General features: G+C 52.9%; 17 protein-coding genes. 1 reads left to right on the top strand and 16 read right to left on the bottom strand.

Going from position 1 to position 22,325, the window contains the following annotated elements; genetic code table 11:
- Positions 1 to 10: 10 nt before the first annotated feature.
- Genes JXQ85_RS02560 through JXQ85_RS02550 form a run of 3 tightly spaced genes read right to left on the bottom strand, consistent with a single transcriptional unit; the run spans position 11 to position 4,006 of the window.
- Positions 11 to 1,390: an FAD-binding oxidoreductase gene (locus JXQ85_RS02560; protein ID WP_421747283.1), complete on the bottom strand. Its 1,380-nt coding sequence runs from the start codon at positions 1,388 to 1,390 to the stop codon at positions 11 to 13.
- Positions 1,387 to 2,772, bottom strand: coding sequence for a 2-oxoadipate dioxygenase/decarboxylase HglS (gene hglS / locus JXQ85_RS02555; RefSeq protein WP_421747282.1), 1,386 nt, complete (start codon positions 2,770 to 2,772; stop codon positions 1,387 to 1,389). The genes JXQ85_RS02560 and hglS overlap by 4 nt, the downstream gene beginning before the upstream one ends.
- A gap of 28 nt (positions 2,773 to 2,800) precedes the next feature.
- A complete protein-coding gene (locus JXQ85_RS02550; RefSeq protein WP_421747281.1) occupies positions 2,801 to 4,006 on the bottom strand; it encodes an NAD(P)/FAD-dependent oxidoreductase in 1,206 nt (401 codons plus the stop codon).
- Positions 4,007 to 4,150: 144 nt separating this feature from the next.
- Here JXQ85_RS02550 and JXQ85_RS02545 point away from each other — a divergent pair, with 144 nt between their 5' ends.
- Positions 4,151 to 5,041: a LysR family transcriptional regulator gene (locus JXQ85_RS02545; RefSeq protein ID WP_421747280.1), complete on the top strand. Its 891-nt coding sequence runs from the start codon at positions 4,151 to 4,153 to the stop codon at positions 5,039 to 5,041.
- A 56-nt stretch (positions 5,042 to 5,097) separates the two neighbouring features.
- On the opposite strand, the gene JXQ85_RS02540 is transcribed toward JXQ85_RS02545, so the two are convergent.
- From JXQ85_RS02540 to glgA, 13 genes are all read right to left on the bottom strand, one after another.
- Entirely contained in the window at positions 5,098 to 5,805 is a 708-nt protein-coding gene (locus JXQ85_RS02540; protein ID WP_421747279.1) for an SDR family oxidoreductase, read from the bottom strand.
- Between the two features lie 14 nt (positions 5,806 to 5,819).
- The gene (locus JXQ85_RS02535) at positions 5,820 to 6,656 is read right to left on the bottom strand and encodes an NAD-dependent epimerase/dehydratase family protein (RefSeq protein WP_421747278.1); all 837 of its coding nucleotides are present in this window, start codon (positions 6,654 to 6,656) and stop codon (positions 5,820 to 5,822) included.
- Between the two features lie 3 nt (positions 6,657 to 6,659).
- Positions 6,660 to 7,871 (bottom strand): pyridoxal phosphate-dependent aminotransferase, encoded by a 1,212-nt coding sequence (locus JXQ85_RS02530; protein WP_421747277.1) that lies wholly within the window; start codon positions 7,869 to 7,871, stop codon positions 6,660 to 6,662.
- Positions 7,868 to 8,641, bottom strand: coding sequence for an HpcH/HpaI aldolase family protein (locus tag JXQ85_RS02525; RefSeq protein WP_421747276.1), 774 nt, complete (start codon positions 8,639 to 8,641; stop codon positions 7,868 to 7,870). The genes JXQ85_RS02530 and JXQ85_RS02525 overlap by 4 nt, the downstream gene beginning before the upstream one ends.
- A complete protein-coding gene (locus JXQ85_RS02520; RefSeq protein ID WP_421747275.1) occupies positions 8,641 to 9,852 on the bottom strand; it encodes an NAD(P)/FAD-dependent oxidoreductase in 1,212 nt (403 codons plus the stop codon). The genes JXQ85_RS02525 and JXQ85_RS02520 overlap by 1 nt, the downstream gene beginning before the upstream one ends.
- Complete coding sequence (locus tag JXQ85_RS02515) at positions 9,849 to 11,558, bottom strand: hydantoinase B/oxoprolinase family protein (RefSeq protein WP_421747274.1); 1,710 nt, start codon at positions 11,556 to 11,558, stop codon at positions 9,849 to 9,851. The genes JXQ85_RS02520 and JXQ85_RS02515 overlap by 4 nt, the downstream gene beginning before the upstream one ends.
- Before the next feature lie 4 nt (positions 11,559 to 11,562).
- Positions 11,563 to 13,641 (bottom strand): hydantoinase/oxoprolinase family protein, encoded by a 2,079-nt coding sequence (locus JXQ85_RS02510; RefSeq protein WP_421747273.1) that lies wholly within the window; start codon positions 13,639 to 13,641, stop codon positions 11,563 to 11,565.
- Between the two features lie 96 nt (positions 13,642 to 13,737).
- Entirely contained in the window at positions 13,738 to 14,637 is a 900-nt protein-coding gene (locus JXQ85_RS02505; RefSeq protein ID WP_421747272.1) for a LysR family transcriptional regulator, read from the bottom strand.
- 303 nt (positions 14,638 to 14,940) lie between these two features.
- Positions 14,941 to 15,069: a hypothetical protein gene (locus JXQ85_RS02500; protein WP_421747271.1), complete on the bottom strand. Its 129-nt coding sequence runs from the start codon at positions 15,067 to 15,069 to the stop codon at positions 14,941 to 14,943.
- A 132-nt stretch (positions 15,070 to 15,201) separates the two neighbouring features.
- The gene (locus JXQ85_RS02495; RefSeq protein WP_421747270.1) at positions 15,202 to 16,833 is read right to left on the bottom strand and encodes an alpha-D-glucose phosphate-specific phosphoglucomutase; all 1,632 of its coding nucleotides are present in this window, start codon (positions 16,831 to 16,833) and stop codon (positions 15,202 to 15,204) included.
- 14 nt (positions 16,834 to 16,847) lie between these two features.
- Positions 16,848 to 18,788 carry a 4-alpha-glucanotransferase gene (gene malQ / locus JXQ85_RS02490; RefSeq protein WP_421747269.1) on the bottom strand — a complete coding sequence of 647 codons (1,941 nt, stop codon included), beginning with the start codon at positions 18,786 to 18,788 and terminating at the stop codon, positions 16,848 to 16,850.
- Entirely contained in the window at positions 18,778 to 20,892 is a 2,115-nt protein-coding gene (gene glgX / locus JXQ85_RS02485) for a glycogen debranching protein GlgX (RefSeq protein ID WP_421747268.1), read from the bottom strand. The genes malQ and glgX overlap by 11 nt, the downstream gene beginning before the upstream one ends.
- Complete coding sequence (gene glgA, locus JXQ85_RS02480) at positions 20,889 to 22,325, bottom strand: glycogen synthase GlgA (protein ID WP_421747267.1); 1,437 nt, start codon at positions 22,323 to 22,325, stop codon at positions 20,889 to 20,891. Before glgA ends, glgX begins: the two co-directional genes overlap by 4 nt.

The raw sequence follows: 22,325 nt of genomic DNA, 5'->3' as shown, positions 1-22,325 counted from the left end.
CTGCAATTAGTCAGGTCACTGCGGCGCTCGGAGAAAAGCGCAAGACTTCGCTCTGGCGGTATAGTTGATCGGCATTAAGCGGAGCATAACGCGCGAAATACCGCAGGTTTTTGGGCCCGATTCCATGTTCGGCACTAAAACTACCCCCGAAATCTTCAACCGCTCTTTGCACGACCCAATCCCGCAAGTCTTGCTCGAATGTTGGCAGACAGGGACCATCGGTTTTGATTAGATTGAAGTGAAGCCCTCCGTCGCCGAGGTGCCCAAAATCGCAGATTTCGATGTTAGGGAAGGCCTGAGGAAGAAACACCTGCATGGAATGCCTAAAATGTGCGACCTGATCTCGGGTAAAGGCCAAATCAAAAGCGATCAGTGGACCTGCAGATTTCACGCCCTCAGACAAGCCGTGGCGCAGGGCCCAAATCTCTTCTGGGCGGCCAAACAGTGCATCGTCGATCGGGCTTTCGGCCTGTTCCCAAATTTCCATCAGCACGGCTTGCAAAACATCATCAAGGGGGACGTCCCAGGAAGCACCTTTGGTTGTGCGTGACAATTCAACCAAAAGCGCAGTTTTAGGAATAACGCCTTGCGCGAATGGGTTCGACAAAGACGATATATGATGAAACGTATGCCGCATCGCGGGTTCCGACATGAATTCAAATGCGGACAAAAGCGGGCCAACCCGCGTTTCTAGATACTGAAGAATTGCCAACATGTCGGTATCGTTCTTAGGCACAACCAGCGCCGTGGCCTGTTCTTTGACGGTTGGCTCTAAATTCAGAGTGACTTCGGTAATCACACCATACCATCCAAAAGTGCCAATATAATTTTGCTTCCAATCCGGCCCGATATTGGTTTTTCGCAGAGGGCTGCCAAGAGTCAAAATATCAGCCTGAGGCGTGTTCAACACAACGGTCAATCCCAACACATTGCGCCGCACATCACCATATCTGAGGAACCGGCTTCCGCCGGTGTTTGTCGCAACCATTCCGCCGATCATTGGATCTGAACCCAGATCAATTGGAAAGAATAGATCATGCTGTGCAAGGCGCGTATTGAGCTCAGACAGCAGCAAACCCGCGCCTACCCTTACAGACCGATTGGCGACATCAAGCTCAAAAACTTCACGCACTTTGCTAAGGCTAAGAACAGTCGTACTGCCACTGTCATCTGGCACTGATGCACCAACAAGTCCGGTATTTCCTGATTGCGCAACGTAGTCGATGCCCTGTTCTTGGCAGTGGCGCACACACTGTTGTACCCGCTCTGTCGAAGTTGGACATAACACAAAGGGGCTTTGCCCCTGCTCCCCGCGCACCCCATTCAGATAAGGCACCATATCAGAAGGCTCGGTGATTACCTCGATCCCAACTGGGGGGCGAAGCGTCATTGACCTGAACCGCTAGTTTGCAAGGTCGCAAGGCTGTGTTGAAGCGCAGCGTCTTGCATAGCATCGTAAAGCGCAAATTCATCAGCAACCGAACCGCCGAGCGCTCGCTCAAACTGCTCTTTGCTGGACTGTGCCTGTAAATTATCGCGCGCATCGTCCCCCAGATTTGACTGGAAAATACCTGCGGCGCTCACCGGAAGGAAATCTTCATAAATAATCGGGCTAAGTAAAAACACTCCGGCATCCAAAAGATCCGAAACATCAAGTGAAGCAGGGACTTCGATTTCTGGGTTAACTGAGATTTTGAAATAGGCGAGGCCCTGATCATAAAGCGCGCGCCAATCATCTGGGAAAGCTTCGAAAGTCTTGCGCAGAGTCGCTTCGTACTCTTGCGCGTTGTCACCGTTGGCATCAGGCAGGATTTTAGCCCGTGTTTCAGCCAACAGCTGATCATATAGCGCACGGCCCTTTGGTGTCAGCGCTGCGCCACGCTGTTCGATTTCACCAAACCGTGCGGTGTGCTGGCCTTTGACCCAACCACCTTTCTGATCTGGGAAACGAATGGATTCATCAAGCGCTTTAAATGCAGTTTGACGCAGCAAAATCGGACACTTGCGTGTCGGTGGCCCTTCCACAACCGCCTTTGCTGGCAAGCCCAACGCCACCATTTCTGACTGCGCGGCATCGATATCCAATGTGCGTGGCGTAAGGTGATTAATATGCGGTCCCTTGAAAGACACCACATCCGCCGTCAACCGATGCGAAGCAATGAGCGCGGCAAAGGTTTCTGCACTGACGCAAGCGTCAATGTTCCACCTGAAAGTTTCTAATATCTCTGTCACAAAGGACTGAGCATCTTCAGGGCTCAATCCACCTTGCTGTTCAGCTTTTTCCGTCAGCGCAATTGCGCTGTCTGAAAAGATCTGGCGACGCTCCAAGGTGGTCTGAGCGGTCCTGCGCAGGTCTTCATCTTCAATCAGCTCTAGCCGCAACAAGGAGGTAAAAACGCGGAACGGATTTTCCGCGAGATCTGATCTTTCGATGGGACGAAAGGCGGTCGAATGCACGGGCACCGACGCAACGGAGAGGTCGTAGTAACCCACCGGAAACATCCCCATTACGGCAAACACCCTCGCCATCATCGCCAGCTCGGCCTCTGTGCCCAACCGAATGGCGCCATGGCGTTCTTCGCTGATCCGAGAAGTGTCCTCTTCTGGTGTCATATTCAACGCAATAGCAGCGTCGCTGCGCAAAACGTTCGCGTTCACCTCCGCAACCATTGTCATCAATTGCCCATATGCAGGAACTTCCTCGCGATACATGATCGACATGGCTGAGGAAAAATCTGCCCGAATTGCGTTGGGACTGCGGAAAGAGGTCATAGGGATTAACTCCGGCAAGTGAATAGCGTCAGATTACGGCGTCTTCGACCGCGCGACGATTGTGTAGAATTCGATCATAACCATGCTCTGAAAGATCAAGCGTGCGATAGCCACCATAGGTCAACAACTCGGCGATACCTCGGCCCATGGCCGGCGCTTGTTGCAGACCATGCCCCGAAAAACCATTCATAAAGAAGAAGTTTTTCAGCTGTGCGTGAGGTCCCAAAATAGCGTTTTGGTCAACGGTATTATAGGCATAATGCCCGGCCCATTCCGTCACAACTTTGATGGCTTCAAACTGCGGTATACGCGTCGCGATGATCGGCCAGACGTGATCCTGCCAAAGCGCATGATCCATGGCAAAATCTGTCGGATCCACAGCAACATCAATCTCAGGAGCGCAACCGGCCATGTAGGTCTTTGGACCGTCTTGGCGCACGTGCACGCCGGATGGATCAATCGTCAGTGGCAGGTCCTGATCTAAGGGTTGTTCTGCAGTAAAAACCCACGTGAACCGCTTGCGAGGCTCAACTGGCAACTCAATACCCGCCAGGTTGGATGTCGCATTTGCACGTGGACCTGAGGCGTTGACCAAGTTGCCACAAGAAATCACATCACCTGACGCAAGCGTCACGCTGACGACACGCGAACCGGCGGCGTCTTTGGTTATATCGACCACTTCGTTTGCGATGTATTCAACGCCGCGATCTTGGGCAGATCGACGGAGCCAATCAAATACTGCGCCCCCGTCCCAATACCCTTCGTCCTTGCGATTAATTGATCCAAGCAGAATGTCATCCAACTGATAAAATGGGTAACGCTTGGCGATTTCATCTGGTGTTAGCAACTGTGTAGCGGCACCCGCATCCACCTGAATGTCCCGCTGCGCGCGCAAGCGATCAGCAAAATCTTCATTGTCGGCAAGGTACAGGTAACCAAAATTCTGGATGGTCTGTTCAGGAACCCGCGCGTCTCCAATGTGTTCAGTTAGGTTCTTTATGAACTTAGCCGTGAACTGACTGATTTTGACATTCAGCGTTGTCGAAAATTGTTGGCGCATGCAGCTATTGGTATGAGCGGTAGAACATTGCTCGTAACTCGGATCACGTTCCACAACCAAAATTCGACCTTGGAAACCAGGTTGTTTGGTCAGAAACCAGGCCGCAGACGACCCCATGATAGCTCCGCCTATAATGACAACGTCATAGGTTTGATGCTTCGCTGCTTGCAGCATGTACTTGCCTTTAAACTGGTTCTCGCACACGAGTTGATAAATGCAGATTTCAAATACCAATCGTCGCAGCTAAGGCAATTTGACAAAATTATCGGCGCGTGGGAAACGATTTAAAGCCATAACATATGCAGAAACCTCATACCTATGCCTTCTCCCAAGCGGTTCCACCCCCCGATTTCAGCCCTACGTGCATTGGAGTCCTTTGAACGCACCGGCAATGTCACGCAAACCGGGGAAAGCCTTGGATTGTCTCAAAGCGCAGTAAGCCGGCAGCTAAAAGCTTTAGAAGAATACTTAGATATTTCTCTGTTCGTGAGAGAGCGTAAAAGCATCACTCTCACGCCCGCTGCACGAGAATACGCGCGCGACATTCGCAGGGCTTTGGATGAGATCAGCACTGCAAGTTTGCGTCTTAAGGCAAACCCTGGAGGCGGTCAGTTGAACCTGGCCATCCTGCCAGCATTTGGCGTCCGCTGGCTGGCACCGAAACTGCCTGATTTCGTCGCAAAACACCCCGAAGTGACGGTGAACCTCAGCACACGCCTGAAGCCATTTGAATTCGCACGAGAGCCCTTTCATGCGGCGATCCACTTTGGTCAGATGGATTGGCCGGACGTGCATTACCAACATTTGATGGAAGAAACAGTCATTCCGGTCGCGTCCCCAGAACGGGCAGCAATGATCAATTTTGAAGACGAAAATTGGCCGACCCAAACATCATTTCTACATCTGGATACGCGGCCAAATGCATGGGAGCTTTGGGCCGCGGCACAAGGCATCAAAAACGCGCCGCGGCATGGCATGTTATTTGATCAGTTTGCGTCAATGATCCAAGCCGCGACTCATGGATTGGGAACAGCGCTTATTCCTTCATATCTGATCCAAGATGAACTGGAGGCTGGATCCCTGGTCCCGATCTCCAATCTGCCACTGATAAGCATCGGGAGTTATTACTTGGTCTGGCCGCAAAGCACCTCGGACCATGGCCCGAAACAGCATTTCTCGGATTGGCTTGCATCAATCGAAAATAAATAAGCGTGCCAACCTTCAAAAGGCTGGCAGCGCTTTGTGCTTATTCACAGTGAACGCGGCTAGACAGAGCGCGTGATACCGCCATCCACTCGGATATTTTGTCCAGTGATATAAGCACCACCATCGGACGCAAGAAATGCGACGACGCTGGCGATTTCGTTCAGCGAGTTGCCGTAACGGCCCATCGGGATCATTGAGCGAAACTCTTCCTTTTCAGGAAGACTGTCGATGAAACCCGGCAGAACATTGTTCATTCGGATATTTTCTGCTGCGTATTTATCAGCGAACAATTTGGTAAAGGCAGCAAGGCCTGCACGCATGACACCCGATGTTGGGAAAACAGGATTGGGCTCGAATGCAGCAAAGGTAGAAATATTAATGATCGCCCCACCGCCCTGTTTTTGAATAATCGGTGTCACCAAACGCGATGAGCGCACGGCATTCAGGAAGTAAACTTCCATACCTTCGTGCCAATCTTCGTCCGTCAGTTCCAAAACTGCGGCACGTGGCCCGTGCCCTGCAGAATTGACCAACACGTCAACACGTCCCCATTGATCCATTGCGGCGTCCACAAGGTTCTGTAGATCCGCTTCGGATTTGTTGGACCCGGTCACTCCGACGCCACCCAGCTCCTTGGCCAAGGCTTCGCCTTTTCCTGAAGACGACAGAATACCAACTTTGAACCCGTCGGCAGCGAGGGCTCGGGCACTATCAGCACCCATGCCTGAGCCTCCAGCGGTGATGAGTGCAACTTTTTGATCTGACATTGCGGATCTCCCCTTTAGGTTTTCTTGCTGTCGTCGATGATGTTCATTGTCGCAACACCGCTGTTGCCCAATTCGACGGATGCAAATGGACCACCGTGGCACATATTGCCGGGATCTTGATTATCCATCGGTTCTGTTTCTGCCAAAATTTGCTCGGCAAACTGCTCAGCATTGTCCTTCGGGCGGTACCCCAAAAAGCTGGCTTTCGCATTGTCGACTGGAACACGGTCATTGTTGGACACGCCATAAACAACTGAGAACCCAGTGACCGGCGCATCAATGCTGCGCTGCACAAGCTGAATCAGATCGTCGTAGGACAACCAAGAGCCAAGCGCGCGTGCATTTGTGACTTGTGCACAAGACAGAATACGCATGTGAACGCTTTCTAGGCCGCGCTTATCCCAATACATCGAACCGAGATCTTCAGCGAAACATTTGGCCAACCCATAAAACGTATCAGGGCGATGACGCGCATCCGTACCGATAAATTCGTTTTTCGGGTGCATCCCAACCGCATGGATCGAACTGCCATAAACAACTCGTTTCAAGCCACGTTGATAAGCTGCTTCCCAAATGTTGTATGCGCCGACAAAGTTAGGGCCGAGCAATTTTTCAAACGGGCCTTCATCCGCGTAGGCACCCATATGAACAACCATATCTGCACCTTCGAGCACGCGCATCATGTCGTCTAGGCTGGCCAAATCACCCTTGGCATAGGTTTCGCCCGGATAGAGAGCGCCAATATCGTCGGCGATATCGGTCGAAACCAATTCATCACACATCTTCGTCAAAGGTTCGCGCAGATAGGACCCTAGGCGGCCAGCAGCACCGGTAAGAACAAGTTTTTTCATAGGTCAGGTCTTTCTTTTAAGTTTGGCGATAGACGTGGCGATTCTGTCCATCGCCTGCCCAAGAACATCCATCGAAGCAGCGGTAGATATTCGGAAAAATGGGGATAGCTCGTAAGCGCTACCCGGAACGGCGGCAATACCCGCATCCTTTAAGATATAGGCGGTGACATCCGCGTCATTCATGAGTGTTTCACCTTCTAGGGTCACAGCACCGATCAAATCAGCGCAGCCGATCAATCCGTAAAACGCGCCCCCGGGTGGCTCAAGAGTAAGCCCGTCAATCTTTGCAACCCGATCCACAACCAAGTCACGCCGCGCTTCAAAAGCATCGCGGAACCGGCGCACGTCATCTTGCGGACCATTGAGGGCAGCCGCAGCCGCGGCCTGCGCAATGGCACAGGCTCCAGAACAAATCTGACTTTGCACCTTGGTCATGGCTGCGATCAAGGCCTTTGGGCCAGCCCCATAACCGATACGCCAGCCGGTCATCGCATAGGCCTTTGAAACACCATTGACCGTTAAGACCCTATCCTTGAGCGAAGGATTGGCAGCGGCGAAAGACAAGAATTCTCGTCCATCAAATAGGATGTGTTCGTATATTTCGTCCGACAGGATCAGCACATTAGGATGGTTTTCTAAGACGGCCCCCAACGCTCGCAAATCGTCATCCGAATAAACCGCACCCGCTGGATTGGACGGCAGGTTCAACATGATCCAGCGTGTCTTTGGCGTGATCGCACCCTCCAACTGTTCCGGCGTGAGCCGAAATCCGTTTTTAGCCGGACAAGTCAAAGCCACAGCTTCGCCGCCAAGGATTAGAACGATGTCTTTGTACTGCCCGAAATAGGGGGCGCACATCAAAACTTCATCCCCCGGTTCCAGCGTCGCCATCATCGCGTTAAACAAAACCTGCTTAGCACCATTGGAGACAATTACCTCATCCACGGCATAAGTTAGATTGTTTTCGCGCGACAGTTTATCGACCACAGCCTGTCGCATTTCCAAGGTGCCATTGGTCGGAGGATAGCGCGTTTCACCCCGCAGAGCCGCTTGGTGCGCTGCTTCTACGATATGAGCAGGCGTATCAAAATCAGGCTCACCTAATCCAAGATCAATTACATCTTCGCCGCGCGCTTTTGCCTCTTTGGCGGCTTGGCTGACCCAAGCTGACGCTGAGGGTTTCACTGGATCAAGGCGAGAAGACACATAGTTCATTTCAAACCACCCTTGATCTGCGCCAATAAAGCATCAGATGCTTTGGCCAACAACGAGGCATCCACACCACAGGCAACGTAAGAGAACCCTTCGTTGAGCAACTCCGTCGCAAATTTTGGATCAAGTGCAAACGTCCCAACAGGCACTCCTTTGGCAATCAATGCCTGTGCTGCGGGTTTGATCAACGACCAAACTTCTGGGTCCATTGGCTTGCCAATCTTGCCTATGTCGGCGGCAATATCAGCGGGGCCAAAGAATATACCATCCACACCATCCACATCCGCAATGGCCTCGGCCTGCGCAACTGCGGCCCTTGTTTCCAATTGCAGCAAAACTGCCGTTTCTTCGTGAACGCGGTCAATGTAATCGCTCACGCGTCCAAACTTTGTGGCCCGCGTTGCACCCGCCACGCCCCTGACACCATGCGGAGGGTAACGGGTCGCGGCAACTGCTTTTTCAGCTTCTTCAACGGATTGGATCATCGGGAACAAAAGCCCCGATGCACCTAAATCCAGCAAGCGTTTGACGGCAATCGTATCGTTAGTTTCCACCCGGACAAGCGCCGTTGTGTCACTGGCCGCAAACACCTGAAGCTGACTGAGCACAGAGCTGTAGTCATTTGGACTGTGCTCCATATCAATTAGTGCCCAATCATATCCTGCCGGTGCAGTGACCTCTGCTGCCAAGTTGCTACATAGGCAAACCCAAAGACCAATCTGCTTTTCGCCTCGGCCCAGCGCTTGCAGAAATGCGTTTTGCGCGAGTTTCATCAGATGATCGCCTTTTCAATGATCTTACGGCCAGCCGGAATACGGTCGAAATGGAACTGCGTCATATCCAGCGTCTTATAGGTGCCATGCACCATGATCTCAGCCGTACCGCGCCCCATTGCAGGTGCTTGCTGCAGGCCATGACCTGAGAAACCATTCAGGAAAAAGAAGTTCTCGACACCCGTATGCGGCCCAAGAATAGCATTATGATCAAAGGTGTTCATTGCATAATGCCCACCCCACTCGGATTGAACTTTGATGGCTTCAAACTGCGGAATTCGGGTCGCAAGAATTGGCCAAACGTGGCTTTCCCAAAGACTGTGATCCATGGCGAAATCATCAAAATCTACTGCGGGATCGAAATCCGTGTGTCCCCCACATTGATACGTCCCACCGCCATTTTCACGCACGTGGACGCCCGAAGGATCAATGGTCAGTGGCAAATCGCGGTCCAGCGGTTTTTCAGCGGAGAAAATCCAAGAAAATCGTTTGCGTGGTTCAACCGGCACATCGATTCCAGCCATCTGAGCTGTGCGCGCCGCTCGTGGGCCAGACGCATTCAGCAGCTGACCACAAGCGATCACCTCACCTGATTTCAAAGTCACGCTTTCGACACGTGTGCCGGAGGCGTTTTTTGTGATCGCGACAATCTCGTTTTCAATATACTCAACACCACGTTCACGGGCTGATTTGCGCCACCAATCAAACACCGCAGTCGCATCCCAAAGGCCCTCGTCAACGAGGTTGATCGACCCCAATACAATGTCATCCACATTGTAAAACGGGTAGGCTTCTTTGATCTGGTCGGGTGTCATCAACTGTGTGGCGGCACCTGCATTGATCTGCACATCGCGGCTTTCACGCAGCACATTTGCAAAACCTTCGTTGTCTGCGAGATACATATATCCGAACGAGCGGATCGATAGCTCAGGCACGCGGTCATCATTGCCCATGTAGCGCGGTAGGTTCTTTACAAAATCCGCTGCAAATTGGCTGATCCGCACGTTCAACTCACCAGAGAATTGCTGGCGCATGCAGGAATTGGTGTGCATCGTCGATGTGTTCTCGTAGGTCAGATCTCGGTCGACCACCAAAACCTTGCCATCGAAATCTTTGTCATCTGACAAGAACCACGCAGCGGAGGCGCCCATAATGGCGCCCCCGATGATGATCACGTCATATGAGGTGTTCTGAGGAGCCTGTGTCTTCATATTGCATCCCCTCGCGCGACAGCTGCTTCGACTTCAGCGATTTCAGTTACAGATAGATTATAGTCCTTCGCAGCAGTCTCGGCGGAGATATATCCACGTGCAAGATCGCGTTTCACCAGATCGATAGGGCGCTCGCTGGCAGAACCGTATCCCGCACCTCCAGGGAAGGCCATGATCACACGTTCACCATGCGGCACGAACTGTTTGCCTTTCACATGCATCTCAGCGCCATCACTGCGCACGATGGTGGTATTTGCACCGTTCTTACCGCCACGGCGACCACGGGCCGGGTGCTCTCCGCGGTCAAACATGGCTTGGATGTCGAATTCATGCCCTTCCTGGGCGCCGACCTCCATATATTGACCAAGACCCCCACGGGTTTTACCTGCGCCACCTGAATCCGGGCGCAGCTCTTTACGCCAAATGATTACTGGGCCGGCATGTTCTGTGGCCTCAATTGGCATGGTCATCACGCCTGATGGGAAAGCCGTAGCATTCAATCCGTCATGTTCCGGACGCGCGCCAGATCCACCTGAGTTAAACGTTAACACTTCAGATCGGCGTGCGCTTGCTGGGGCAGGCGCGTCCATGCGCGGACGCAATGAAACTTGGAAGTTACACAGGCAACCTGCCCCTTCCGCGGGCACCAACCCCGGTACAATTTTATCAAACGCGTCATACACGGCATCTGGAACAAAATGGCCAACGATGTGACGCAGCGCGACAGGTGCCGGATGCAAAGCATTCACAATCGAGTTTTCAGGCGCGCTAATTTCAAAAGGCGCAAGCGATGCGGCGTTGTTAGGAATTTCAGGCGCAATCGCAACCTTAAGCGCATAGCAGGCATAGGCTTTGGCATAGACCAATGGGCAGTTGATACCCTTTTTGTCCAATCCAGATGTGCCCGTGAAATCCGAAACGATTTTGTCGCCTTCCACGCTGACTTTCACTTTCAAAGTGATGGGGCGATCAAAGCCGTCCATCGTCATTTCACCTTCGGCCGATTGTTGCGGCAGAGCAGCGATCCGCTCGATGGTTGCACGACGAGAGTTCTCCAAAATGAAATCCGCAATCCCATTTAGGTCATCAAGCTCAAACTCTTCCATCATGTCAATCAATCGGCGATGCCCAATTTCATTGCATGTCGCAAGCGCGTAAATGTCCCCAATCAACTGATCAGGTTCACGAACATTCCCGCGAATGATGCGGACCAAAGTATCGTCAACGTTGCCCTTGTTGGCAAATTTCATGATTGGAATGTAAAGACCTTCTTCATAAACAGATTGCGCATCTGCCCCAAAGCCACGCCCGCCGATATCTACGATATGCGCTGTACAGGCAAAGAACCCAACCAGAGCACCCTTGTGGAAGGACGGTGTCACCATCGTGATGTCGTGCAGGTGGCCTGTCCCTTCCCACGGATCGTTAGTGATATAAACATCCCCTTTAAGGATGTTCTGGCGACCAATCCGGCGGATGAAGTGCGCCACTGCATCCGCCATGGCGTTCACATGCCCCGGCGTGCCAGTGACGGCCTGCGCCAGCATCTGACCCTGCGTATCGTAAATACCTGCTGACAAGTCTCCCGCTTCACGAACCGAGGTTGAAAAGGCGGTGCGCACCAGCGCTTGGGCCTGTTCTTCAACCACCGAAATCAAGCGGTTCCACATGACTTGATAGGCGACTTTGGAATGTTCTTGAGTCATTGGATTATCCCTTCGCGACCACGTCAATACAGCCATCAGGCTGGCGAATTGCATCGCGGCTTGCTGGTACAATGATTGTAGTTTCGTCTTCGACAACGGCCACCGGTCCAGAGGCCCGTTCGCCCGTGTTCATGTCAAATCGGTTTACGATTTTGGCATCCAAATATTTGGCCGATGCGGCATCAAAGAGCGGGCGTTCACCAACGGCTGTTGCCGTATCCGATCCCTCGGTCTCGCCAATACGCGCGACCTCTTCAGGCGGCGTGGTTGCATTCACAGACCAGACTGTGATTTCGATATCCATGCCCTCAACTGGGCGGCCAAAGAGTTTGGAATAGTCTTCGATGAACCGTGCTTCAAAGGTTGCCACATCCGGGTTCATCGCCTGCTCTTCGGTCAACTCAATCGGGATTTCCCAACCCTGACCAGTGTAGCGCATGTAAACTTTGAACTCTGACAAAATCGGGCTGACTTCGTCACAGGTGCGCACAAACCCTGTCGCTTCGGACTTAAGGTCGGTCAGCAAGGATTTGATCCGATCGCCATCAAAGTCACTCAACTTCATATAAACAGAGCGGTTCGCCTCAAAGCTAAACGGTGCTCGCAGGAAACCAATCGCCGAACCCACGCCTGCTCCCGGTGGCACCAAAAGACGCTCCACACCCAGCTTTTCACACAGACGGCCGGCATGAAGCGGAGCTGCGCCGCCGAATGCGATCATCGTGTATTCGGATAGATCTTCACCATTCTCAACCGCATGCACCCGTGCAGCGTTGGCCATGTTTTCATCGACAACTTCTGCCACACCAAATGCCGCTTCTACAGCATCCATATCCAACGTATTTGCAACGTGATTAGACAGCGCAGATTTGGACTCTTCCGGGTGCAACTTGATCGAACCGCCCGCAAAATTATCAGGGTCGAGCTTGCCCAATACCAGGTCTGCATCGGTGACACCTGGCCGTTCGCCACCACGACCGTAGCAGGCAGGACCAGGTTCAGAACCTGCACTTTCAGGTCCAACCCGGATCTGACGCATCGCATCCACATGTGCCAGCGAGCCACCTCCCGCACCGATCTCGACCATATCAATCACAGGGATCGAAATTGGCATGCCGGACCCTTTCTTGAACCGATAGGTCCGCGCAACCTCAAAGACACGTGATGTCTTCGGTGTCTGATTTTTGATCAAACAAATCTTGGCTGTGGTGCCACCCATGTCGAAGGACAGCACTTTATCCAGCCCGTAGCGTGCTGCGATATGGGCTGCAAAAACTGCGCCACCAGCCGGGCCTGATTCAACCAAGCGCACTGGAAAATCCGCTGCATTCTGAATCGAAATAATGCCACCACCGGAGTGCATTAAGAAGATGCGGCAAGACACACCTTCGCCTTTCAAACGATCTTCAAGACGTCCCAAATAAGAGGCCATCAAAGGCTTGATATAAGCGTTGGCGACAACGGTATTAAAACGCTCATATTCGCGCATTTGAGGCGACACTTCAGAGGAAATCGACACTGAAACGTCGGGCAGTTTATCAGCCAATACCTCGCGTACCAACTGTTCGTGTGTTGGGTTCAGATATGAGTGGATCAAACCAACAGCAACGCTTTCAAAACCGGCTTCCGCAATTTGATCGACCACTGCTTCAACCTCTGCGCGGTCGATGTCCACTAGCACCTGCCCATTGGCATCAATGCGCCCTGCCACAGTGAAACGCATTTGGCGTGGCAGAAGTGGATCGGGCAGGTTTAAGTTCAAGTCATATTGCTCAAACCGGGATTCCGTCCGCATCTCAATAACGTCACGAAATCCTTCGGTGGTGATCAAAGCGGTCTTTGCACCACGACGTTCGATCAGGGCATTGGTTGCCAGCGTTGTGCCATGGATAATCTGATCAATCTGGGATGGAGAGATTCCAGCCTTTGCGCAAACCTGATGCATACCATCGATTATTGCGTTCTCTGGTGCCGCGTAGGTCGTAAGTACTTTTGTGGAAAACGGCTCACCGTTTTTTTCCAATACAACATCAGTAAATGTGCCGCCGATATCGACGCCAAGACGGATGGAGGATGTTGCCATCGTGGGGCTCCTGCAATGGGTTACAATTGCAGGTGACCTAAAACGCCACAAATAATCAAATCGATTATATTTTTCACCCCAATCAATTTTCTTTATCTAAAGAGACTGCATTGCTTCTTTCGCAATCTGCGCTGCTTTTTCAACATAGAGACCAGAACGCGCAGGCGCATACCGCGCATAAAAAGACAAAGGATCAGGCAGCCAATCCGGATCGACTTTGTGCAACACCTTCGACACCAATTCGGCTTTGACCAAACGTTCGGGAATCAAAGCAACCCCTAGGCCTTCAAGCACCATTGGAACACATGCAGATAGCGCACTTGAATGCACGATGCGCTCACGGCGTAGCCCCTGCTCGGCCGCCAGCTGATGAAGTGCTGCACAGGCTTGGGTGTGTTTGGCATGTGTTAAGACCGTCAAATCAAAGAGCTCAGGCAAAGATGTTTGTGCACCGATCTTTTGAAACAGGTCCGAATTTGCAACCCAGCAATAGTTTTCCTGCCCAAGAATGTCGCTGGCGAATGACTTTGATCTAAATGGTCCAGTCTGCAAGGCCAGATCAAATTGCCCTTCCATCAATCGTGCATCAATTGCGGTTGATAGGTCGACTTCCAACTGAATGCGCAGCTTGGGATAGGCTTCCCTCATCAGGCGCAGATATCTTTGCAGCCACGTACAAGCGACCAATTCAGTCACACCTAGCCTTAAAGTTTCTTCAATCAACTCTTGGCGACCAGCGTCTTCAATCAGGGCTTCACCAGCCCAGAGAACCTCGCGCGTTTTCTTAAGTAACCTTTCACCGCTGACGGTTAGGCGCACCGATCCTGCATCTCGGATCAGCAACGTCGTATCAAGCGCTGCTTCCAAAGAATTGATCCGTGCCGAAATATTGGGCTGCGTCGTCCCAAGCGCCGATGCCGCAGCACGAAAGGTGCCAGTATCGACAACAAAGGCAAAAGCCTCCAACTGCTTCAGGGTGATCTGGCTTTTGATCATGTTCGGCCTACTGATAAAATTTCCTGATCGCAACGATGCCCGAGCAGGATCTCAAAGCAAAGTGTTTTATACAATTGGCCGCAAAATGGCTTAGGCGGCTAATGGATCTATGTAGACCAAAGGGGACGTCATGACGTCTTGTCCAATCAATTCCAGGTGGCCCGTACCTGGCCCCACAATGCAACGCGCGCTCTGGTTTTGACGGTGATCCATTTATTGATTGTTGGCGCATTACCAAGATTTCAGGAATGTTTAACTTCCCTCCGGTCATAAATTGGATAACCTCAAAGGATGAGTATTCGATCAGTATTCTGCGATTTGGTCAGTAAACGGCGCAAGCAAGTCGTTCGCTTCTGCAGCAAGGGCTAAGAACTCAAAGATATTGGAAGATGCCGTATGGCGCCATCTCACACGTAGGTGTTGATTAGGCATGTTCATCCTCCTTCAGACAAAGCGCATGCATTCACGAAATTCGTGTTTCAGATCAAACAACGGAATCGCGAGCTATGGCCCTCAACCTTTCTCCGATTGATCACTACTGCGTTCGAAAACTTAAAGCGTAATTCAGGTGATCACGTCAGGTGCGCTCCGCCCTGTTCTGGCTTCCAATCCAATAAGTTCTGCAACGGTTTCAATCACCGGCTGCAATGCTTCCTGCGGATCTTTTGTTAGATCACCGTTAGGTGCTTCATAGCTTTCCAAGTAGACCCGCAATGTCGCGCCTTCTGTGCCTGTACCCGAGAGGCGCAAAACAGCTCGCTCTCCGCTTTCAAAAAACAGACGCAGACCTTGGTTCTTACTGACCGAGCCATCTACGGGATCATCATAAGAGAATTGGTTGGCTGCCTCGATTGTCAGATCGCCAATCTGAACTCCCGGCAACGTTGAGAATTGCGCTTCGGTTGCTGACATAAGGGCATGCGCTGCATCACTATCAATCGCCTCATAGTCGTGGCGGGAATAGTAGTGGCGGCCAAAGGTCTCCCAATGCGTGGCCATAATCTCTGCAACGGAAACCTTCCGTTCAGCCAGAATATTGAGCCACAGCAAAACCGCCCAAAGCCCGTCTTTTTCACGCACATGGTCTGAACCGGTGCCCGCGCTTTCTTCGCCACAAAGGGTGACCCGGCCGTCATCCAAAAGATTACCGAAGAATTTCCAGCCGGTCGGCGTTTCATAACATTCTACGCCCAATGATTTGGCCACATGGTCGGCGGCACGGCTTGTCGGCATGGAGCGTGCGACGCCTGCTAGGCCTTGGCTATACCCGGGTGCCAAGTGAATATTGGCGGCAAGCACAGCAAGGCTGTCGGACGGAGTAACATAAATCCCTTTACCAAGGATCATATTGCGATCTCCGTCCCCGTCGCTTGCTGCTGCAAAATCAGGACCTTCAGCCGACATGACCTCATCCACCAAAGGTTTGGCCCAAATCGGGTTTGGATCGGGGTGACCCTTGCCAAAGTCCTCGGATGGGACGCCATTGATCACTGTTCCCTTCGGAGCCCCGAGGATACCTTCGATGATCTGTGTCGCGTAGGGTCCGGTGACCGCATGCATGGCGTCGAAACGCACGGTGAAACCACCTGCCAAGAGCGCTTTGATCCTGTCAAAGTCAAACATCTGCCCCATCAGTTCGGCATAGTCCGCCACGGGATCAACAACTCGAACGGTCATCTTACCTAGTTGCTGAGTTCCAATTGCGCTCAGATCAATATCTTCTGTCGTCAGAGTCTTGTATTCATTGATGGATTTCGTGTTTTCAAAGATGGCATTGGTCACGCCCTCTGGCGCGGGGCCGCCGTTTGAAATGTTGTATTTAATACCAAAATCCGCATCGATGCCACCGGGGTTGTGACTGGCTGACAGGATCAGACCGCCATCGGTTTTGTTCTTTCGGATCAGGTTAGAAGCAGCAGGCGTGGAAAGCAGACCGCCCCGCCCGACGATGACCTCTGACGCTCCATTGGCGGAGGCCATGCGCAGAATGGTCTGGATCGCGTCTTTGTTGAAGTAACGACCATCGCCCCCTACCACGAGGCGTTTGCCCTCAAGTCCACCAATCGCGTCAAACGTCGATTGCACAAAGGTTTCAAGATAATGGGGCTGCATGAAAACGCGGGTTTTCTTTCGGAGGCCAGAGGTGCCCGGCTTTTGACCCTCAAATGGCTCACAGCTTACGGTCGAGATTGTCATCTTGTCCTCCAAGGTTAACTGTTCTCTGTAAGCGGCTCAAACACCGCGCAGAGATCCGTAATGTCTTTTGATTTTTCAAAGTCTTCGACCCATTCAGGGCATCGGCGTTGCCAATTGACGTGCTCTGAGACTGTTCCGGGCAAATTCTGTGCTTCAACGACGCCAAAAGCATCATCCAATTGACAAGCGACCAAGGCCACAGGCGACTGGACCAACTGCTCATTTATCTTCCGGTTAAGCTCATTTGGCGCGATATCGCCTTCAAATTCGCAATGTGCCCGCAGGCTGTTGCGCTGATGCTCGCGACGGTTTCGCTGATTTTCTTTATCGTCTTCTGCAACCCAACCCAGGCGCTCCCAGTGATCCAGATCGCGTCCTGTCCAAAACCCGGAAACCGTCGGCGTATCATGGGTGCTAAAGCCCGATAGGCTGAAGGCACGCAGATCATTGGCGTGATAAAGCCAGCCATCCTCGTAGGTCTCATATTGCCAGACCGCGTAGCTATATAGCCCACTTCCCTGCAGTCTTTCGCGAAACCCGTCTGGCACCAGACCCAAATCCTCTCCGATCACAACACAATCGTTGCGATGCGCCTCGATTGTGACAATCGCGAGAAGGGTCTCAAAACTTTGAGCAATATAAGTGCCTGGGTTACCGTCATCAGGCGCCCAAAAGCTGCGCAACATGCCAAGCGCATGGTCAATCCGCAGGATGCCACAGCGCCGCATGAGCCGTGACAGCAACCGCCTGAAGGGTAGGTAATGCTCTTCTGCCAATCGGTTTGGCGCGTATCCTGCAAGATCCCAAGATTGCCCATCGGGGCTCAGGTGATCCGGGGGGGCTCCGACAGAGACGCCCTGAGCAATTGAGGTCTGGTTCATCCAAACCTCGGCCCCACCACGCCGAGAGCCAACGGCCAAATCCAGATATAGCCCACGGTTCATTCCAGCCGACTTGGCTGCGGTCTGCGCTGCATCGATCTGGGTTTCAGCGCGCCATTGCAGCCAGCAGTGGAACCGCACACGCGCGGGATCAACTTTCTGAGTTTTTAGTGCCTTCGAATCCCATTGACGGAAATCACCGCCCAGTACTTCGCTCAGCGCCTCAAAGCGCGCGAAGTCTTCCAACCCGTCAGGTCCTTCAGTAAGATAGGTTTCAAAGGTGGCCTTCTCTGCATTCCCAGTGGCTTTTTCAAAGGCAGCAAACTCCGCTTCTAGGGTCGCGCGGTGCTTAGGGCGGATGCTTGCGTAATCCACCAACTCCTCTTTTGGGGTCGGTCCAAGATCGGTGTCGGGCGCAATATGATCAGTGCTGAAAAAGCCACGATGGGATGGCGAATAGGGGCTGATCATTTCTGTCTCGGCCCAGCCCAAGGCATGCACCGGATTGATCCCAAGGAACGCCGCCCCGCCACGCGCCAGACCTTTGGCGGCGTGTTTCAAGTCACGAAAATTGCCTAAACCGCCATTGGATTTCGACCGCAATCCATAAAGCGCCGTCACCCAGCCCCATCCACGCCGGTCCAAAATGGGTGCCGAATGTGGGCGGATTGGCATGAAAGCAACTTGTTCAAAGCCCTGTCCATTCACGTGTAGAAACGCATAGCCTACCGATTGAGGTGGCAAGTGGATTGTGTGCTCGGCGAAGCCCTCGGCGAACACCTGTTCCGCTGCATCGAGCAACTGCCAAGAACAAGGCTGGGTCACGTGGATGTCCACATGCTCGCCGGCCCGGATCACATATTCGCTTGGCACAACCCGAGACGCATCAGCGTGGCGTTTGGATGCCAGAGCATCGGAAACAGCACCGTCATTGTCCGCGGTCACACCCAACGCGGCGAGCAGCAAGCGCAGGGAATCCGGGCTGGCCTCATGCAATTCCCCAGAGAACTGATGAAACTCTGTGTAGATGCCATAGGCCCGCGCGAGTTCGCGCAATGACATGTCATGCTGCATTTTCGGCCCCATCACCTGTCGTCGCGAAAACACTTATCGAATGCGGCTCAACGATCGTGTTCCCGTCAATCGATAGCTCTGACTGCTTTGGCTTGGCGGTATCAAACACCTTGCTCCAGCGCCCATTTGTGGGCGTGGGCATCACAAGGCCCAACTGTTGGTCAGATCGGTTGAAAGCGACAAAGACCTCGGCCATATCCATCTGGGATTGTGTCGTTTCAGCGCTCCCTCGCAGCAGAACGGCCAGACGATCCAGACGCGAGTTGTGCCATTCAGGGCCTTTTCCGTCAAAGCCGAACCATTCGACATCTTTCAGACCGTCAGTCGCACGCAGATTGCCATGAAGGAAGCGTGTTTGCCGCAATGCAGGCAGGCGGCGGCGCAGCGAGGTCAGATCCGCAACGAACTGTTTTAGCTCGTGATCAAACCCAACCCAATCGATCCAAGTCGTTTCGTTATCTTGGCAGTAAGCATTGTTGTTGCCCATTTGGCTATTGCAGCCTTCGTCCCCCGCCAAAAGCATTGGAGTGCCCTGTGACAGAAAAACCGTGGCCAAAAGGTTGCGGACCCGACGATCTCTCTTCGCTTGGATTTCGGGATCATCGCTATCCCCTTCCGCGCCAAAATTGTCGCTGAAGTTCGCATGGTGCCCATCGCGGTTTGCTTCGCCGTTCGCGATGTTATGTTTCTCCAAATACCGTGTGGTATCCGCCGCCGTGAACCCATCATGCGCCGCCACGAAATTGATCGACGTCCAAGCGCGCCGTCCACTGTGATCAAACTGCGCCGCTGACCCCAACAGAACAGAGGCCAATTGCTGCGCGCCGTTTTCATCACCGCGCCAAAATTTGCGCACTGCGTCGCGGGATTGGTCGTTCCACTCACAAAAATCTGCCGGAAATTGCCCGACTTGATAGCCGCCGGGCCCAACGTCCCAAGGCTCAGCAATCAGCTTTGTCCCTGCTAAAACCGGATCTTGCCGAAGGGCGGAATAAAATGCTCCGTAAGGGTCAAACCCGTCGAACTGCCGCCCGAGGGTGGTCGCCAGATCAAAGCGGAATCCGTCCACGCCCATGACCTCAACCCAGAAGCGTAGGCTATCCAGCACCATGCGCATCACATAGGGATGCTCAACATTCAGAGTGTTTCCGCATCCGGTATCGTTCACATAGTAGCGCTTTTGTGTATCGAGCAGTCGATAGTAAGAGGCATTGTCGAGCCCACGAAAACTCAGCGTCGGCCCCAACTGGTCGCTTTCTGCAGAATGGTTATAGACCACATCTAAAATGACCTCGATCCCTTCATCGTGGAAGGTTTTGACCATCTTGCGAAATCCTTGGATGCCGTCTGGACCGAAGTATTCGGGGTTTGCTGCAAAGAAGCCAACGGTGTTGTAACCCCAGTAGTTCTTCAGCCCGCGTGCCGTCAGCTGACCTTCCGAACGTAGAGCGTGAACAGGCAGCAACTCAATGGCGGTAACGCCCAAAGACTTCAGGTGATCAGTGATGGCAGGGCTACAAAGACCCTCGTAGGTGCCGCGCAGAGCTTCTGGTACATCCGGGTGGCGCTGGGTGAGGCCTTTTACATGGGCCTCATAAATGACGTCATCCCCCCAATTGCGCCCCAATTGCTTGGCTGTCGGTTGAAAATCTTCTGGATCAGAGACCACAGATTTCGGCATGAAATCAGCGCTGTCATCCGGGCTAAAAGCCAAGTCCCCCGCGATAGAGCCGCTTTCAAATCCAAGCAGAGCCGGGTCTTCGTGGAAAGAACCATGAAACTCACGGGTATAGGGGTCAATCAGCAATTTATTGACGTTAAACCGATGGCCCTCCTCGGGTGCATATGGCCCATCTGCGCGATAGCCATAAAGCGTACCGGGTTGCGCCTTTGGCAAATAGCCATGCCAGATCGACCCAGTCTTTTCCGTCATCGGAAGGCGAGCAGTTTCTTCACCGGTTTCTGGGCAAAACAGACACAGATACATTTGAGCCGCGTTTTCCGAAAACACCGCAAAGTTCGTACCTTCACCGTCAAAATGCGCGCCCAGTTTGTGGGGGCTTCCCGGCGACAGCTCAGACGGCCGGTTTAGTCGCGTCGTCATGCGTGCAGGGCCTTGTAAACATCGGCGTAATCCTGCGCCGATGCATCCCAATCAAAGGCGTTTTTCATTGCGGCGCGTTGCATGGATTGCCAGCGTTTTGGCGATTGATAAACATCAAACACTCGATCTAGCGTACCTCGTAGGCCATCAGCTGTCAGATCATAAACTTTAAAGCCAGTGGCCACGCCGGCATTCAAAGCCGCAACATTGGCGTCTACAACCGTATCCGCCAAGCCGCCCGTCTGACTGACAACAGGTAATGTGCCATAGCGCAGACCATAAAGCTGTGTCAGGCCACAAGGTTCAAACCTTGATGGGATCAGGATAGCATCACTACCGCCCTGCAGTTCATGAGAGAAAGCTTCGTCATAGCCGATGAAAGTTCCCACCTGCCCGGCAAATTGCTTTGCCGCGCGCTCAAATCCTTGCTCTAGCACCGGATCACCAGACCCAAGCACAGCCAACTGCCCACCTTTGGCAACCAAATGCGGAACGGCTTCGAGCAGGATATCCAACCCTTTTTGTTCAGTCAGGCGGCTGACCACACAAAACAATGGCCCATCGCATTTCGCGGATAGCCCCAAACGCCTAGCAATTGCTGCCCGGGTCTTTGCCTTCCGCTTCAGACTGCGCGCATCATAGGTCGCTTGCAGTGCATCATCCGTCGCCGGATTCCAGACATCCAGATCAATGCCATTCAGAATACCAGTCAAACGATGAGACCTTGCACTCAGCACGCCTTCCAGCCCGGCCCCAAAGGCAGGTGTCAGGATTTCACGCGCATAGGTTGGGCTAACTGTTGTGATCTGATCGGCCATAGTCAGACCCGCTTTCAAGAACCCAAGATCACCATAATATTCCAGCGCCTCCGGGTGGAACCAATCCTGCCGCAAGCCCAGCGCACCTAAAACATGAGGACCAAAACGGCCCTGAAAGGCGATGTTATGGATGGTGAGAACAGATTTCACATCCGTGATGTTCAACTGCTTCAAATAGACAGGCAGCAAGGCCGCCTGCCAATCATGCGCATGGGCAATCTCAGGCCGCCACCCGTTGATGCCATCTGCGCTAATCCGCGTGCCCGCCATGGCCAGCGCCGCAAACCGAATGTGATTGTCGTCCCAGTCTTTGCCCTGCGCTGAGGTATATGGCCCGCCTTCACGATCATAAAGATCAGGCTGGTCCAAAAGCAGCAGGTCGATGCCCTTTGCTTTCACTGCAACAACGCGCGCATTGCCGCCGGGCAGATCTTTCAAAACCGCAACCTCTTTGCCTTTCGCAAGAAGAGGTTTCAGTGCCGGATAGGCGGGCATAAGCGTGCGGCAGCTGATGTCATGTGTGGCGAGAGCGCTTGGCAAAGCCCCCGCCACATCGGCCAAACCGCCGGTTTTAATGAAAGGCGCGCATTCTGAGACGACCATCAAGACATTCAT

The sequence above is a fragment of the Cognatishimia sp. genome (assembly GCF_049116455.1).
In the GTDB taxonomy this organism is placed as follows: Bacteria; Pseudomonadota; Alphaproteobacteria; order Rhodobacterales; family Rhodobacteraceae; genus Cognatishimia.
The sequence above is the reverse complement of the archived record's forward strand: the minus strand, read 5'-3'. Positions and strand labels throughout refer to the sequence as shown.